Below are 15,450 nucleotides of genomic sequence, written 5' to 3'. Positions count from 1 at the left end.
GGAGCCACGCCATGAGCCTTATCCGCGCCCTCGCCTCCTCCGCCTCCGGCCTCGCCGCCCAGCGCGTCCGCATGGACGTCGTCGCCAACAACGTCGCCAACATCGACACCACCGCCACCCCCGAGGGCGGCCCCTACCGCCGCCAGGTCGTCCGCTTCGCCTCCGGCGACCCCGCCCTCCCCTTCTCCGGCGTCATCCGCAAATTCCTCGGCGGCGGCTCCACCGGCGTCGTCCTCACCCAGGTCGCCGTGGATAACGAGACCCCCGGCCGCACCGTTTACGACCCCTCCCACCCCGACGCCGACCCCGAAACCGGCTACCTCGAAATGCCCAATGTCGACCTCGTCCAGGAGATGACCGACCTCACCTCCGCCAACCGCTCCTACCAGGCCAACGTCACCGTCCTCAACGCCGCCAAGCAGATGGCGCTCCGCGCCCTCGATATCACCAGCAGATAGTCCTCTCGGGGTTTTACCCCGCACGGTTACACGCATCCCGGAGGGTCCCGTGGACATCGCACCGATTCAGAGCCAGCGCCCCCTCGCACAGACTGGAGCCACGGCGGCTGCACCCGCAGCCGGGTTCGCTGACCTCCTCGGGCGCGCCCTCGGCCAGCTCCAGGCCATCAGCGACAACGCCGACGCGAAGGTCAACGCCCTCGCAGCGGGCCAGGACGTCGAACTCCACGACGTCATGCTCGCCGTCGAAACCGAAAGCCTGGCGATCTCCCTCGCCACCCAGCTCCGCAACAAGGCCGTCGAGGCCTACCAGGAAGTCTTCCGGATGCAAATCTGATGGGACTCGTCGTCGAACTCCAGCCCGCACCGCTCGAACTCGCCGGTTCCGCCCAGGCCGGCGGTACCGGCACCGCAGCCGCCGGCGACCTCTTCGGCGCCCTCCTCGCGGCCATCGCCGGGGACGCCGGTGCCGCCGCCGGCGAGAGCCGGTCCGAATCCGCCCTCCCGCCGCCGCCGCCGCGCCGCGAGAGCGGGGCCGATCTCCTGCCGGCGCTCGCACTTGTTCCGGTTCCTGTCCTCCCCGCCCAGGCGCTGCCCGCGGGCGGACCTTCCGCCGCCCCGGACGGAACGGACGCCTCGCCTGTCCCGGCGCCGTCGCCCGCGCTCCCGGCCGATGCCGCTCCCGCTGCCGTGGCGCCCGCCATGCTCGCCCCCGAAGCGCCGGGCGGTGCCGACGCTCCAGCAGAAGCCGAGTCGCCCCTCGCCTCGGCCGATGCCGTGCCAGCCGAAGCCCCCGCCGACCCGGCTGCGGCCCCGGAAGCTGACCCTGTCGCCGGCTCCCGGGCCGACGCCCCGTCCGCTGAGCCGGCAGCGCCCCGGGCGGTCGCCGAACCCCCGGCCGGCCTCCCCGCCGAATCCCCCAAAGGCGTGGTCCGCACCGTCGGGAACGCCGCACCGGGATCCGAACCGGCCCTCCCGCCCGGCATCGCCGTCCGCGATGCCCGCCGCCCCGCCGACCGCCCGCTGCCGCGCGCCGCCGAACCGGCCATCGCCCACGCTGCCGCCGGGTCCGCGGTCGGCCAGCTCAGCGAAACGTCCTCCCCCCAGGGCGCCGCGCTGCCCCCAGCCGATCCCCCGCCTCCTGCGCCGCCCGCCATCACTAACCTCGACGCCGTCGCGACCGCCGTCATCGAACGGGTCGAAGACGGTGGCGGCGAGGCCCGCATCCGCCTCGAACCCGCCGGGCTTGGCGAAATCACCATCCGCCTCACCGCCCGCCACGAAGCCGTCCACCTCGATATCCACGCCGAGACCCCCGAGGCCGTCGCCCTCCTTCGCGATGCCGCCGCCGACCTCTCCGCCCTCCTCGGCCAGCGCGGCATGAGCCTCGAAGGGCTGAGCGTCGGCCTTGGCGCCCGCCAGGGCGATAGCGGCGGCTGGGAGGAGGTCCGCCCTCGCCAGCAGCCGCCCGCGAAGGGCGAGTTCGCTGCTCTGCTCGGTATCGAAGACCCGGCTGCCGCAGCCCGCCACCACCGCCTGCGCGCCGCCTACAACCCCGACGGCTCGCTCATCTACCGCGTCTAGGAGGCACCCGACCGATGCCCGGCCTGCAGATCGACCCCGTCACCGGCCTCAAGAACGCGACCTACACGCCCTCCACGGGCGCGCCCTCCAATGAGCTCGGCCAGGTCGACTTCATGAAGCTCATCATCGCCCAGATGCGCAACCAAAACCCCCTCGAGCCCCAGAAGGACTCCGACTGGATGGCCCAGATGGCCCAGTTCGAAGCCCTCAACCAGATGCGCGCCGTCGCTTCGGGTATGAAGGCGCTCCAGGGCCTCGCCGAGCTCACCAGCGCCGCCGGCCTCATCGGCAAAACCGTCACCGGCCGCCAGGTCGATGCCATCGCCATCACCCGCGACCTCGTCGCTCGCGAAAAGTTCGGGCGCCCCTTCGCAAAGCTCACCTCGCCCGAGCGCGTCGCTGTCAATGAAGACGAGCGCGTCGTCGCTGCCGCTGCCGACCTCCCCAACGCCGGGAATGAGGTCACCGGCGTCGTCGAAAAGGTCGTCATGGATAGCTCCGGCATCCCCTTCCTCTACGTCGGCGGCAAAGTCCTCGACCTCTTCACCGTCAGCCAGGTGCAGCAGCCATGATCGACCGCACCGCCCCCATCGGCCCCGCCGCCCTGCCCCGCCCTGCCCCGCCCCGCCGCGCCGGCCCCCGCCGCGGCACCGCAAGGCGGCCCCGCCTTCGCCGACCTCCTCCAGCGCGCCAGCACCCGCGTCGCGCTCTCCGGCCACGCCGCAAAGCGCATCGAACGGCGCGAACTCGCCCTCGATGCCCCGAAGCTCCAGCGTCTCGAATCCGCCATCGACCGCGCCGCCGGCAAGGGCGCCCGCAGCACCGTCGTCATGCTCGACAACCTCGCCGTCATCGTCGATGTCCCCGGTCGAACCGTGGTCACCGCCCTCGACACCACCCGTGGAAAGGAGCACGTCTTCACGAACATCGATTCCGTCGTCATCGCCTAGCAGCTCCGGGCCGGTCCGCTCGTCGGAGGCCCGATCCGCACCGCCACCTCACCAGCAACGGCACAGAAAGGATCGAGTACCCACCATGATGCGAGCACTCTTCTCCGCCATCTCCGGCATGAAGAACCACATGGCCTTCATGGACGTCGTCGGCAACAACATCGCCAATGTCAACACCATCGCCTTCAAGTCCTCCCGCGTCACCTTCCAGGACATCCTCGGCCAGACCATCCGCGGCGCCAGCAGCCCCCAGGGCGGCCGCGGCGGCATGAACCCCGCACAGATCGGCCTGGGCATGCAGCTCGGCGGCATCGACAACATCATGACCCAGGGCTCCCTCCAGAGCACCGGCAAGCTCACCGACTTCGCCATCCAGGGCGACGGCTTCTTCGTCGTCTCCGATGGCTCCCGCAACTACTACACCCGCGACGGCGCCTTCGATATCGATGTCGCCGGTAACCTCGTCAACCCGGTCACCGGCCTCAAGGTCATGGGCTGGCGCGCCGATGCCTCCGGCGTCATCGACGTCGACGGCCCTCTCGTTCCCCTCTCCATCCCCTTCGGCACCCGCATCAGCGCCCGCGTCACCAGCGAAGTCGTCATGGCCGGCAACCTCGATGCCGGCACCCCCACCTACAACGCCGGCCCGCCGGCCACCGGCCTCGTCCAGTCCACCCTCACCGTCTACGACTCCCTCGGCAACGCCATCACCCTCAACCTCGAATTCCGCAAGAACTCCGCGGCCAACACCTGGGACGTCTTCGCCTTCTACGACCACGATGGGAACCCGCTCACGGCCGAGCAACAGGTCACGCCCACGCCCGGCCAGATCGTCTTCAACAACACCACCGGCGCCGTCCAGGCCCCGGCCAACGGCATCCTGAACTTCTCCCTGCCCACCCTTCCCAGCGGTGCCGCGACGCCGCTCGCCTTCGATATCGACTTCTCCGCCCTTACCCAGTTCGCCGGCGCCAGCCAGCTCAACGTCTCCAGCCAGGACGGCGCCCCCGCCGGCGCGCTCGTCTCCTTCGCCGTCGGCTCCACCGGCGAAATCACGGGCATCTACTCCAACGGCGCCAACCAGATCATCGGCCAGCTCGCCCTGGCTGCCTTCACCAACCCCGGGGGCCTGCAGCGCCTCGGCCAGAACCTCTGGGCCCCCAGCGCCAACTCCGGCGAGCCGATCATCGGCCAGCCCAACACCAACGGCCGCGGCTCCGTCTCCACCGGCACCCTCGAATCCTCCAACGTCGACCTCGCCCAGCAGTTCACATCCGTCATCCTCGCCCAGCGCGGCTTCCAGTCCTCTTCCCGCGTCATCACCGCCGGCGACCAGATGCTCCAGGACCTCGTCAACATCATCCGCTAACCCTCGCTCCGGCCGGGGGCGGCCCTGCTCCCCGCCCCCGGCCGCCTCCAGCCCATGACCCGCACCTCTATCGTCCGTTTGAACCGCTTCGCCAGCCTCGCCGTCCTCCCGGTGATGCTCCTGGCGATCCTGGCGTTCTCCCGGCAGGCACAGCGCCAGCCCGCTGTCCCTCCCCCATCGGAGGGCACTCTCGTTGTCGCCAGCCTTCGCGCCGACCTGCTCGAACTTCGCAGCCTCTCCGCCGGCACGTCCCGGACCCTCGCCCTGCCCGGCGCCCCCCACGAGCTGGTCGAGGCCAACGGCCGCCTCTACGCCACGCTCCCCCGTGCCGGCCTCCTCGCCGAGGTCGACCCCCGCGCGCCGGGCCTCCTCCGCCTCGTCCAGCTGCCTGGCCAGCCCCACGGGCTCGCCTTCGACCCTGCCCAGCGCGTCCTCTACGTGGGCCTCGATGCCGCCGACGAGCTTGTCGCGCTCGACGTGGCAACCCTGGCCGAAATCGACCGCTGGCCCACCGGCGCCACGCCTCACATCGTGGTGCTCGCCGGGGGCGTCCCCCACGTTGCCGCCGCCCGCGCCGACCGCGTCGAAACCGTCCGCCCCGCAGGGGGCACCGTGGCATCCGTCGGCCGCCTGCCCGAGGCGCTCGCCGCGCTCCCCGGCATCGTCGCGGCAGCCGCCTACCTCGACGGCACCCTCCACCTCCTCCGTCCGCTCTCCCTCGAGCCGGTCGCCGACATTCCCCTCGGCGGCGGGCCGGTGCGCCTCCTCCCCCTCGATGAGCGCACCATCGCCGTCGCCCTCCAGGAGGCCGACCAGGTCGCCATCGTCGATGCCGAGCGCCGCGCCATCCTCCGCCGCCTCGACGTACCGGCCCGCCCCGATGGGCTCTGCCGCTCCCCCTCCGGCGCCTACCTCGCCGTCGTCTCCAACGCCGAGGGCCGCATTACCATCTTCGAGACCGCATCCTGGCGGGTCGCCGCCCGCTACACCGCCGCCGAAGGTCCCGGTGCCTGCCTCTGGCTCCCCGATTGACCGGCCGCCCGGGCCCGCCGCACCATGGTTCCACCTCCCCTGTGCGGTGATCGGCATGCTCGTCGGCCAGCGCTGCCGCCTCGGTGGCCGCTTCTCCCGCTGCAACAGCCCCGCCGAAGAAACCTGCGTCTACTGCGGGAAACCCTTCTGCGCTCGCCACACCTACTACCGGGAAGGCCACGAGGCCGTTTGCACCTCCGCCCGCTGCCGCGCCAAGCGCGACGACCTCGTCGCTTACCAGTCCTACCGCCGCGCCGTGCTCACCCGCAACCAGGCCGGCCTCTGCGGCATCGAAGGCTGCACCCCGCATCCCGCCCACGAGTGCTCCCTTTGCCGCGGCCACTTCTGTTCACTCCACGTCCGTGAACGGATGTACCCCTTCCGGCAGGGGTGGGTCACCGTCGAACGCCCCGCCTCCGTCTGCGCCCGCTGCTGGGACCGCCGCAAAATCTGGCGCGGCGCCTGACCTCGGGCCTGCCGCCGCCCCGTGCTACCATCTCCGCATATGTCCACTTCCGGCGGCCCCATCCCCGTCCTCGAAGGTGACATCGACGAGGCGCGCCTCCCCGCACCGGACGAGATCGTCCTGCGCATGCGCCAGGCCATCCTCGACGGCAAGCACTGGTTCGAAGCCCTCCTCGACGCCGTCGCCCGCTGGCGCCTCCCGGAGGAAGTCGTCCGCGGCCGCTGCTACCGCTACCTGATCGCCGGCGAAGCATTCGACTGGCTCCTCCTCGCTGAGCGCCTCCTTGACGACGCCGCCGACCTCGTTCCTGCCGCCGAACGCGATGCCCTCCTCTGGCACAACCAGTGGCCCGCCGACGTCGACATCGACGACGAAGAGTTCGCCCGCCGCATCGGCCCCGCCAAGTACTCCGCCCACCTCAACTACCTCTACGGCGTCCTCGTCGAAGAGGCCCTCCAGCTCTCCGTCGAAGAGGAAATCCACAAAGAGATCCGCAGCCGCGTCTGGGGCTTCGACCAGCGCGTCGACGAGACCATGTACCAGCGCATCTACGGCAAATCCCGCGACGAACTCCTCGCGCTCCACTACGAAGAGACCGGCGTCCTCATCAGCGGCGATGTCTCCCTCGGCGACTGGAAGGCGTTCACGTACTGGCTCTTCAAACGCCGCCTCAAGTCGCAGGACCGCGCCCGCGTCGCCAGCGATACGCGCAAGGGCCTCGCCCAGCTCACCCGCATGGAGCTCGCGGTCAGCGAGCGGCGGTTCGGCGCCCGCCTCGGCGAGGCCGACTTCGCCGCTCGCTACCCCGGCTGAGCCCGGCTACCGCCCCTTCCACTGCGGCGCCCGCTTCTCCGCGAACGCCCGCGGCCCTTCCAGCGCATCCTCGCTCGTCCGGCGCCGCATCTCCCACTCATACCGCTGCGCCGCCGCCACTTCGAGACTCAGGTGCAGCCCCCGCATCGCCGCCTCCTTGGTCGCCCGCACCGAAAGCGGAGCGCACCGCAGGATATCCTCCACCCATCGTTCAACCGCACCGTCCAGTTCGTGCAGCGGCACCACCTCGTTCACCAGCCCCAGCTCAGCGGCCCGCCGGGCAGGGATATGCCGTCCCGTCAGCATGTAGCCCATCGCCATCTTTAGCGGGATCTGCCGCGGCAGCCGGTGCACACCGAGCGCCCCTGCGATCAACCCCCGTCGCGGCTCCGGCAGCCCGAGTTCCGCGTGTTCCGCCGCCACAATGATGTCGCACGCCAGCGCCATCTCCAGCCCGCCGCCCAGCGCGAAGCCGTTCACCCGCGCAATGATCGGTTTGAACAGGTCGAACCGGTTCGTAATCCCGCCGAACCCGCCCTTCGGCCACGAAAGGTCCGGCCGCTGCTCCTTCGGCAGCCGCGACATCTCCGCCGTGTACTTCAGGTCGTTCCCCGCCGAAAACGCGCGGTCGCCCTCACCCGTCAGCACGGCCACCCAGGCGTCATCATCCGCGGCGAACTGGTCCCACGCCGCATCCAGCTCCCGGCTCGCTGGCGGGTGCAGCGCATTCATGACTTCCGGCCTGGTGATCGTGATCGTCACGACATGGCCCTTCTTCTCGTAGCGGCAAAATTCCACAGGGTCTCCTCCACGACAGGTGCCCCCGCATTCTGGCCGCTCCCGCCCTCGCCCGCAAAACCCGGGCGCTACCCCGCGTCCCGCTCCTCGTCGGCATACCCCGCTCGGAACCCATCCGCACCCCCCGTCTCCTCCCCGGCGAAGGTCCGCCGCTCGGCGTACTCCAGCACCCATGAGGCAACCACCGCCGCCAGCCCCGCCCCCGCCACGAACGCGCCGTTCCGCGTCCCCGCCGCAAACCCGGCCTGCGCGATGGTCCTCAGGTCCGCCACGAACGGGTCGCTGCCGCCCACCTGCCCGGCGGCCGCCCAGAAGGCGAAGCTCACCGCAGCCGCACCCACGCCCCCGAGCGCCATCGCTGCCGCCGGCGCCCGCATCCGGCTCCATCCCTCGCTTAGGCTCGCCAGCAGCGCCCCCAAGAGCGCCGTCGCGACCGCCAGCGTTGCCGCAGCCACCCCCGCCCGCGTGTGCAGCGGCCCCGAGAGTTGCCCAGCACCCAGCTCCAGGAGCCCCACCAGCGAAAGCCGGTCAATCCGCTGGTCCCCGGTCCGGTCGAACGCGCCTAGCCCTTCCGCGTACACCAGCGCCGCCGAGCGGTCGAGCAGCATCGCCCGCAGATCGCCATCGGTGGCTGTCCGAACCTCCTGCGCCTCCAGCACCACGGGCAGCGCATATCCCGCCGGCTCGAGGGATCCCTCGGTCCGCGCTGCCTCCTCGCGCAGCTCCGCACCATGCTCCGCAATGAACGCGTCGATATCCGTCAGGCTCGCAATGGCCGCCCGCAGCATCGGCACCGCCGTCGACTCCGCCGTCACCTGCCAGGCGCTCGTGCTCAGCACCATCCCGAACGCCGCCAGCGCCAGCAGCACCGCCACCAGCGACCGTCGGCCTTCGCCCGTCCCCCCGACCTGTGCAAAGACCCGCTCCCGGGCCGAAAGCCCGGCCGCACCCTCCTCGAACGTGTCGCCGGTGCTCACACCAGCCGCACCACAATCGTCCCGGCCAGCCGGTCGTGCAGCGTCCGCCGGTGCCGGTCAAATGCCGCCCACAGGATCCCCAGCGCTGCCAGCACCAGCGCGCCGCCGAGCACCGCCCCGGCCGCCACCGTCGACTCCCGGAGCGCGTATGCCCCGACAATTCCGATGCCGGCAAGAAGGACGTACGCCAGCAGCCCGATCACCCGCGCCATCGCCCCCAGCACGCCCAGGGGCCGCCCGTCCGACCGCACCACCATCAGCTGCATGACCGCCGCCCCGACTGTCTGCCCCTTCCATGCCAGCCCGATGAAAAAGTAGAGCAGGAAGGCCACCGGGATGAGCGCCACACACACCCAGAACGCCGACAGCGCCGTCGACGATGGCTCCACCCGTTCGAAATCCGACGAAATGAGCACGATGAGCGAACCCGCCGTCACCAGCAGCGACGCGATGATGAACAGCACGAGCACATCGAGCGCGCCCGCCGCCACCCGCGATTCGAATGACGCATAGTGCAGCCGGAACGCCGGCCGGTTACCTCCGCCGGCCCCGCGCGAGCCCATCGCAGCATCTGCGCTCATCCCTGCCAGTCTACGACGGCCCGGGTAAAGCGGTAGCGCCCGCTCCTTGCCCCTCCCCCGCCCCCCGGCCGCGGTACAGTGTGCCCATGGCCGCAAGAGCACCCGCCGCTGGTCCGCCCGTCGACCTCGAACCATGGCGCCCCCGCGCCTGGCTCTTGCTGTTCATCCTCGCCGGCGTGCTCGGCATCCTCCTCGGGGGTGCATCCGCCCTCGTTGTCCCGCGCGGCGAATTCGCCGAGCACCGCTACCACCTCTGGCGCTGGCAGGCCGAAACCGTCGTCCCCGCCCTTGCCCGCATCGCCGGCATCCGCCCCGAACCCGCCGCAGCGGCCAACGAAGACGCCATCCGCCAGTACTTCGCCCTCACCTCCCGCCTCCGCGCCGAGCTCGCCAAAGAACAGCCAGACACCCGCCTCGTCGAAGCCCTCGAAAACGAACGCGCCACGTACGAGAACGACGTCGAGCGGTTCATCACACAGGCCCTTACCGAGGTCATCGGCTCCGCAGGGCTCCAGCGGCCGCTCCCCCTGTTCCGGGACATCGAACTCACCTGGCCGCCCGTCGCCTTCGAACTCACCAGCCCCCCGCGCCTCCTCGTCCGCTCCCCCCGCGACCGCATCGAGCGCCTCAGCGATACTCTCCTCCAGCCTGGCCTCACCCTCGCCGATATCGAACGCATCGAAGCCCGCGCCGGCACCCCCGATACCGTCTCCATCGTCCTGTCACTCGGCGGGCTCGCGGCCTATCCCGCAATCGTCCGCGATGACCGCTCCTACGCCGCCGTCCTCGAAACCGCCGCCCACGAGTGGGTCCACCACTACCTGGCCTTTTACCCTCTCGGCCAGCAGTGGGGCAAAGGCGGCGACGCCGAAGTCCTGAACGAAACCGTCGCCTCCATTGCCGGCCGCGAACTCGCCCGCCTCGTCATGCTCCGCTACCCCATCGACCTCCCGCCCGGCGAAGACGGCTCCGGCCCTCCGTCGAACCGCAACCCCGAAATCGACTTCAACGCCGAGATGCGCGCCCTCCGCCTCGCCGTCGACGACCTCCTCGCGCAGGGCCGCATCGCCGAGGCCGAGCAGCTCATGGAGCAGAAGCGCCGCTACCTCGCCGACAACGGCATCCCAATCCGCAAAATCAACCAGGCGTACTTCGCCTTCTACGGCACCTACGCCGATAGCCCCCAGTCCTCCAACCCCATTGGACCGCTCTTCGAAACCCTCTGGCAGCGCACCAACGACATCGGAGAGTTCCTCCGCATCGCCCGCGGCATCACCAGCCGCGCCCAGCTCGAAGCCGTCGTCGCCGCGCTCGAGCCGACCGCGCCATGACCGCTGCCCGTGTCCGCCCGTGGCTGCTGGCCCTCCTCGCCTGGGCGGCCCTCATCTTCGTCCTCTCGAGCTTCCCCAATCCGCCCGGGCCGCGCGCCAACGACCTCCGCTCGACCCTCGCCCACATCGTCGAGTACGCCGTCTTCGGCTTCCTCGCCCTGAATCTCCTCGTGCGCTTGCGCCGGCAGCTCACCGGCCGTCTCCTCGCCGCCGCTTGGCTCCTCTCCGTCGCCTACGGCATCTCCGACGAACTCCACCAGGCGTTCGTGCCGCGCCGCGATGCCTCGCTCCTCGACGTCCTTGCCGATGCCGCCGGGGCCGCCCTCGGCGTCGCGGCGGCGGCCCTCCAGCACCGCATCCGCACCGCCCGCTTCAGCCGAACAGCGGACCGCCCGGGTCCAGCACCTCGCCGTTCAGCGCGATGACGGCCGGCCGCTCCTCGCAGTACCCCTCGTTCTCACACTTGTCGAACACGAACGCCCCGCGCTTCTTATCGAACTGGATCTTCCACGTCCCGATGACCGGGCTCCCCGGCCCTTCCTCGCGCGCCCGCTCAAGGATGGCGATCAGCGCGGCAATCTCTTCCCGTCCCATGGCGGCTCCTTTCCGTCGTTCGGCACAAGCTTAGTCGCCGCCCAGCGGCCGCGGTAGCGCACCCTCCGCTGCGGCTCCACGCAGCGGCAGCGATGCGAACCACGCACCCGCGACGATCACCAGCACCCCCGCCGCCATCACCCCGAGCGTCTCCCGCTCGCCAATCCAGTCCGCCAGCGCCCCGAAGGGGTACGCCACCAGCCCGTTCACGCCCCAGGCCAGCATCGTCAGCGACATCACCCGCCCGTGGTACGCCGGCTCCGCCTCCCGCATCACAATCGCGTTGTTCAGCACCTGGAACGCCCCGGTGCCCGCACCGATCGCGAGCATCGCCAGGAGCGCGACGCCAAAGTTCGGCGCACTCGCCAGCAGCACAAGCGACAGCCCGAGCACGACTCCGCCCGCCGCCATCAGTGACCACGCATGCCGCGACCCCGCTGCCCCCGCCACGCCGACCGACACCACGAACCCGCTCGCTGCCCCGGCTGCCATCAGGAGCGCCATGTCCTTCGACGACCGCCCCAGCTCATTCTCCAGAAAGCCGGGCAGCACCACGAAGTACGAGAACCCCGCCATGATCACCCCGATAAAGGTGACCACTGCCAGCATCAGCCGCGGCCGGGCCCGGATGTGCCGCACACCCAGCGCCATGTCATCGCGGAACGACCGCCCGCCCCGCGCCACCGCCTGAGACGGCGGCAGCATCGAGAGCGTCAGCACCACGAACACGAACAGCCCCGCCATGAACAGGTAGGTGCCGCCCGTCCCAATGAACGAAACGCTGATCAGGCCCGCCGCCACGAACGGCCCGATCACCCGCGTCAGCGTCATCCCAACCTGCTGCAGCGCAATTCCGTTCGGCAGGTCGTGCGCCGGCAGCAGCTCCCCAATCCACGCCTGCCGGGCCGGCCCGATGAACGAGAAGACAGCCCCCATTACCAGCGTCGAAAGCGCCAGCAGCGGAATCGTGATCAGGTCGAACACGATCAGCAGGCCGACGGCCGCAAAATTCAGCCCGATGATCGACTGTCCGATAAACAGCAGCCGCCGCTTCGGCAGCCGGTCCGCCGTCACACCCCCGAACGGCGACACCAGGATCGTCGCCAGCCCCATCCCGAGCGATACGAACCCAACCGCCCCGTTCCGCCCCGTCAGCTCGAACGCGACAACCGCCTGCACGACCGACGACATCATGAACGCGAGGAACGCCAGCGACGTCCCGATCCAGAGCACCCGGTAGTGCCGGTACTCCAGCGCCTTGAACGTCCGCGCAGCCCATGCCGAAATCATTCACCGCATCCTAACCGAATGCCGGCTGCCACTGCCAGCGGTCTGGTGCCTCGCCCGTCCCCCTACACGAACCCCCGCAGCTGGATTGCCCGCGCAACCCGCTCCAGCCCGATATCGAACGCCGCCTCCCGCGGCTGCGTGCCGTCCCGCGCCGCCCGCGTCATCAGCTCGTCGAAGGTCGCCACCATCCGCTTCTCGAGCTCATCCAGCACCCGCTCGAGCGGCCAGCGGAACTGCTGGATGTTCTGCGTCCACTCGAAGTACGAGACGGTCACGCCCCCCGCATTCGCAAGGATGTCCGGCAGCACCAGCACCTTCTTCGCCCGCAGGATGGCGTCCGCCGCCGGCGTCACCGGGTGGTTCGCCGCCTCCACCACCACCCGAGCCTTCACCCGCGCCGCGTTCTCCTCCGTGATCACCTCGCCGATGGCTGCCGGCACGAGGTAGTCGCAGTCGAGCTCCAGCAGCGCTTCATTGGTAATCGGGTCCGCCGGCTCGAATCCCGCCACGCTCCCGGCCACCGCAAACCACCGGTCGAGCGCCGCGATGTCGATCCCCTCCGGGTTCCAGATGCCCCCTTTCACGTCGCTCACCGCAATCACCCGGAAGCCCATCTCGCTCGCGATCCGCGCCGTCCAGCTGCCCACATTCCCGTACCCCTGGATCGCCACCCGGATATCCTGCGGCGCCACCCGCTCCATCCGCGCCAGCTCCCGCATGCAGATCGCCACGCCGCGCCCCGTTGCCTGGTCCCGCCCGTAGCTCCCGCCAAGCTCGACCGGCTTCCCCGTCACAATCCCCGGCGTGTACCCGTACCGCGCACCGTAGGCATCCATCATCCACGCCATCGTCTGCTGGTTGGTGCCCATGTCCGGCGCCGGGATATCACGGTTCACCCCGAGCACCATCCCGATGTGCTGGGTGTACGTCCGTGTCAGCCGGTTCAGCTCTGTCTCGCTCATGTGCGTTGGGTCGCACATCACCCCGCCCTTGGCACCCCCGAACGGCAGGTCCATCAGCGCGCACTTATAGGTCATCAGCATCGCCAGCGCCCGCACCTCGTCCAGGTCCGCCTTCGGGTGATACCGCACCCCGCCCTTGTATGGGCCCCGCGCCCCGTTGTGCTGCACCCGGTACCCCTCGAAAATCCGCAGCGTCCGGTCGTCCATCCGCACCGGAACCTGCGCCCGCACCTCCCGCCACGACGTCCGCAGCAAATCCACCACCTCGGGCGGCGTCCGCAGCCGGTCGGCCGCTGCAATCACACTCTGCAGCACCGACTCCGTCGGCGACACATGCCGCGGTTCGCTCGTCGTCGTCATTCCGGCGCCTCCCATGGTCAGGGTCGCGCGAAGCCTACACCCCGGCTCGCGTTCCCGCTGTCACCACGCCAAACTTGTCGGCCATGGGCCACGTCTTCATTACCCGGGCAATTCCCGGCACCGCCGTCGCACAGCTCGAAGCCGCCGGCCATACCGTCGAGGTCTGGCCCGGCGAACTCCCGCCCCCGCCCGATGCCCTCGCCGCCGCCCTCGCCCGCAGCGATGCGGCCATGACCATGGTCGTCGACCGCATCACCCCTGCCATGCTTGCCGGCGCGCCCCGCCTCCGCATCGTCGCCAACATGGCCGTCGGCTACGACAACATCGACCCCGCCGCCGCGGCCGAAGCCGGCGTCTGGGTCACGAACACCCCCGGCGTCCTCGCCGAGACGACCGCCGACCTCGCCTTCGCCCTCCTCCTCGCCGCCGCCCGCCGCGTCGTCGAAGCCGACCGCGATACCCGCGCCGGCGGCTGGAAAACCTGGTCGCCCACGGCATTCCTCGGCACCGACCTCTTCGGCGCCACCCTCGGCATCGTCGGCCTCGGCGAAATCGGCGAGGCCGTCGCCCGCCGCGCCCGCGGCTTCCGCATGCGCATCCTCTATCACTCCCGCACCCGCAAACCCGCCCTCGAAGCCGACCTCGGCCTCGAATTCTGCGACCTGCACAGCCTCCTCGCCGGGTCCGACTTCGTCTCGCTCCACACGCCGCTTACGCCGGAGACCCGCCACCTCCTCGGCCCGGCGGCGTTCGCCGCCATGAAACCTGGCGCCATCCTCGTCAACACCGCCCGCGGCGGTATCGTCGACCAGGATGCCCTCGTCGAAGCCCTGCGCAGCGGCCGCCTCGGCGGCGCCGCCCTCGATGTCACCGAGCCCGAGCCCCTCCCGCTCACCCACCCCCTCTACAGCTTCCCGAACGTCATCATCACGCCACACATCGGCAGCGCCAGCCGCGCCACTCGCGCCCGCATGGCCGAGATGGCCGCCGCCAACATCCTCGCCGTCCTGGAGGGCCGCGAGCCGCCCAACCCCGTGAATCGCCCGCCCCGCCCCCGCGGCTAACTTGACACATAACGCCGCACAAACGAAAAAAGAGCCTTACATAGCGTGCACAGTCGCGGCCGCTGCTCCCAGCTTCCCCGGGGTGCCCCTTGAGCAAATCCTCCAAAGCGCCAGGCAACCTCTGGCTCGCCGAAGAACTCTGGAAACTCGACGCCATCGAATTCGGCGATTTCACCCTCGGGCGCACCGCCGTCCATTCCCCCATCTACATCAACCTCCGCCGCCTCATCTCCAACCCCAAAGCCCTCAACCGCTGCGCGCGCATCATCAAAGAGGAGCTCGAAGCCCTCATGTCGATGCGCAACCCCCACGTCCACCCCTTCACCCTCGTCGCCGGCGTCCCCTTCGGCGGGCTGCACGTCGCCACCGCGTTCTCCCTCCTCGCCAACGTCCCGATGATCTACATCCACCCCCCGCATACCGATAAGGCGGATGTCATTGAAGGCATCTACGTCCGCGGGCAGAGCTGCCTCATTATCGACGACCTCATCACCGGCGGAGGCTCCATCCTCCAGACCGCCGCAACCCTCGAATCCGCCGGCCTCGTCGTCCGTGACGCCGTCACCCTCATCGACCGCCAGGAAGGCGGCCGCCAGGCCCTCAAGGCCGCCGGCATCAACCTCATCTCCATCCTCACCCTCGAGCAGATCGCCAACTACCTCATGTCGGCCGGCCACATCACCGAAGACCAGTACCGCGCCACCATGGAGTACCTCGCCTCCCGCAACGGCGGCTGACCGCCGGCAGACGCCCGCCCTCACCCGGCCCTTCCCCCGGTAAAGGCCCGTCACCTTTTGCCTTCCCCCGGCCATACGTACAGT

General features: G+C 70.3%; 19 protein-coding genes. 13 read left to right on the top strand and 6 right to left on the bottom strand.

The annotated features are described in order from the left end of the window. Window positions 1–11 precede the first annotated feature (11 nt). The 9 genes from flgC (at window position 12) to A9A59_RS13140 (ending at window position 6,672) form a co-directional block, all read left to right on the top strand. Window positions 12–458: a flagellar basal body rod protein FlgC gene (flgC, locus tag A9A59_RS13180; protein WP_098504712.1), complete on the top strand. Its 447-nt coding sequence runs from the start codon at window positions 12–14 to the stop codon at window positions 456–458. A 49-nt stretch (window positions 459–507) separates the two neighbouring features. Beyond that, window positions 508–795 carry a flagellar hook-basal body complex protein FliE gene (gene fliE / locus A9A59_RS13175; RefSeq protein WP_278286915.1) on the top strand — a complete coding sequence of 96 codons (288 nt, stop codon included), beginning with the start codon at window positions 508–510 and terminating at the stop codon, window positions 793–795. Continuing rightward, window positions 795–2,042: a flagellar hook-length control protein FliK gene (locus tag A9A59_RS13170; protein ID WP_098504710.1), complete on the top strand. Its 1,248-nt coding sequence runs from the start codon at window positions 795–797 to the stop codon at window positions 2,040–2,042. Before fliE ends, A9A59_RS13170 begins: the two co-directional genes overlap by 1 nt. Window positions 2,043–2,056: 14 nt before the next feature. Next, a complete protein-coding gene (locus A9A59_RS13165; protein WP_098504709.1) occupies window positions 2,057–2,614 on the top strand; it encodes a flagellar hook capping FlgD N-terminal domain-containing protein in 558 nt (185 codons plus the stop codon). Between the two features lie 258 nt (window positions 2,615–2,872). Further along, window positions 2,873–2,992: a hypothetical protein gene (locus A9A59_RS13160; protein WP_098504708.1), complete on the top strand. Its 120-nt coding sequence runs from the start codon at window positions 2,873–2,875 to the stop codon at window positions 2,990–2,992. 85 nt (window positions 2,993–3,077) lie between these two features. Continuing rightward, window positions 3,078–4,361 carry a flagellar hook protein FlgE gene (locus A9A59_RS13155; RefSeq protein WP_098504707.1) on the top strand — a complete coding sequence of 428 codons (1,284 nt, stop codon included), beginning with the start codon at window positions 3,078–3,080 and terminating at the stop codon, window positions 4,359–4,361. Between the two features lie 54 nt (window positions 4,362–4,415). Further along, a complete protein-coding gene (locus A9A59_RS13150; RefSeq protein ID WP_133117631.1) occupies window positions 4,416–5,393 on the top strand; it encodes a YncE family protein in 978 nt (325 codons plus the stop codon). Continuing rightward, window positions 5,368–5,859: a hypothetical protein gene (locus tag A9A59_RS13145; RefSeq protein WP_133117630.1), complete on the top strand. Its 492-nt coding sequence runs from the start codon at window positions 5,368–5,370 to the stop codon at window positions 5,857–5,859. The genes A9A59_RS13150 and A9A59_RS13145 overlap by 26 nt, the downstream gene beginning before the upstream one ends. Before the next feature lie 39 nt (window positions 5,860–5,898). Beyond that, a complete protein-coding gene (locus A9A59_RS13140; protein WP_098504704.1) occupies window positions 5,899–6,672 on the top strand; it encodes a hypothetical protein in 774 nt (257 codons plus the stop codon). A 6-nt stretch (window positions 6,673–6,678) separates the two neighbouring features. Here A9A59_RS13140 and A9A59_RS13135 read toward each other — a convergent pair whose 3' ends face one another. From A9A59_RS13135 to A9A59_RS13125, 3 genes are all read right to left on the bottom strand, one after another. Beyond that, the gene (locus A9A59_RS13135; protein WP_278286914.1) at window positions 6,679–7,470 is read right to left on the bottom strand and encodes an enoyl-CoA hydratase-related protein; all 792 of its coding nucleotides are present in this window, start codon (window positions 7,468–7,470) and stop codon (window positions 6,679–6,681) included. A gap of 68 nt (window positions 7,471–7,538) precedes the next feature. After that, window positions 7,539–8,447: a hypothetical protein gene (locus A9A59_RS13130; RefSeq protein WP_098504702.1), complete on the bottom strand. Its 909-nt coding sequence runs from the start codon at window positions 8,445–8,447 to the stop codon at window positions 7,539–7,541. Beyond that, window positions 8,444–9,028, bottom strand: a complete 585-nt coding sequence (locus A9A59_RS13125) for an RDD family protein (RefSeq protein WP_165772738.1) — start codon at window positions 9,026–9,028, stop codon at window positions 8,444–8,446. The genes A9A59_RS13130 and A9A59_RS13125 overlap by 4 nt, the downstream gene beginning before the upstream one ends. Window positions 9,029–9,114: 86 nt before the next feature. Between A9A59_RS13125 and A9A59_RS13120 the strand changes: the two genes are divergently transcribed. Further along, on the top strand, window positions 9,115–10,359 hold the full coding sequence (locus tag A9A59_RS13120) for a hypothetical protein (protein ID WP_133117629.1): 1,245 nt from the start codon (window positions 9,115–9,117) through the stop codon (window positions 10,357–10,359). Beyond that, window positions 10,356–10,784: a VanZ family protein gene (locus tag A9A59_RS13115; protein WP_098504699.1), complete on the top strand. Its 429-nt coding sequence runs from the start codon at window positions 10,356–10,358 to the stop codon at window positions 10,782–10,784. Before A9A59_RS13120 ends, A9A59_RS13115 begins: the two co-directional genes overlap by 4 nt. On the opposite strand, the gene A9A59_RS13110 is transcribed toward A9A59_RS13115, so the two are convergent. The 3 genes from A9A59_RS13110 to A9A59_RS13100 all read right to left on the bottom strand — a co-directional run bounded on the left by A9A59_RS13110 (window position 10,732) and on the right by A9A59_RS13100 (window position 13,565). Then, window positions 10,732–10,953 carry a hypothetical protein gene (locus tag A9A59_RS13110; protein WP_098504698.1) on the bottom strand — a complete coding sequence of 74 codons (222 nt, stop codon included), beginning with the start codon at window positions 10,951–10,953 and terminating at the stop codon, window positions 10,732–10,734. The two genes, A9A59_RS13115 and A9A59_RS13110, sit on opposite strands and share 53 nt — an antisense overlap. 30 nt (window positions 10,954–10,983) lie before the next feature. Beyond that, complete coding sequence (locus A9A59_RS13105) at window positions 10,984–12,243, bottom strand: MFS transporter (RefSeq protein WP_098504697.1); 1,260 nt, start codon at window positions 12,241–12,243, stop codon at window positions 10,984–10,986. Window positions 12,244–12,305: 62 nt separating this feature from the next. Further along, complete coding sequence (locus A9A59_RS13100; protein ID WP_098504696.1) at window positions 12,306–13,565, bottom strand: Glu/Leu/Phe/Val family dehydrogenase; 1,260 nt, start codon at window positions 13,563–13,565, stop codon at window positions 12,306–12,308. 83 nt (window positions 13,566–13,648) lie between these two features. Here A9A59_RS13100 and A9A59_RS13095 point away from each other — a divergent pair, with 83 nt between their 5' ends. After that, window positions 13,649–14,629: a 2-hydroxyacid dehydrogenase gene (locus tag A9A59_RS13095; RefSeq protein ID WP_098504695.1), complete on the top strand. Its 981-nt coding sequence runs from the start codon at window positions 13,649–13,651 to the stop codon at window positions 14,627–14,629. Window positions 14,630–14,718: 89 nt separating this feature from the next. After that, window positions 14,719–15,366 carry an orotate phosphoribosyltransferase gene (locus A9A59_RS13090; RefSeq protein ID WP_165772737.1) on the top strand — a complete coding sequence of 216 codons (648 nt, stop codon included), beginning with the start codon at window positions 14,719–14,721 and terminating at the stop codon, window positions 15,364–15,366. Window positions 15,367–15,450 lie beyond the last annotated feature (84 nt).

Source organism: Tepidiforma thermophila (assembly GCF_002563855.1).
Classification (GTDB): Bacteria; Chloroflexota; Dehalococcoidia; order Tepidiformales; family Tepidiformaceae; genus Tepidiforma; species Tepidiforma thermophila.
This window is presented reverse-complemented; position numbering and strand designations above follow the sequence as displayed.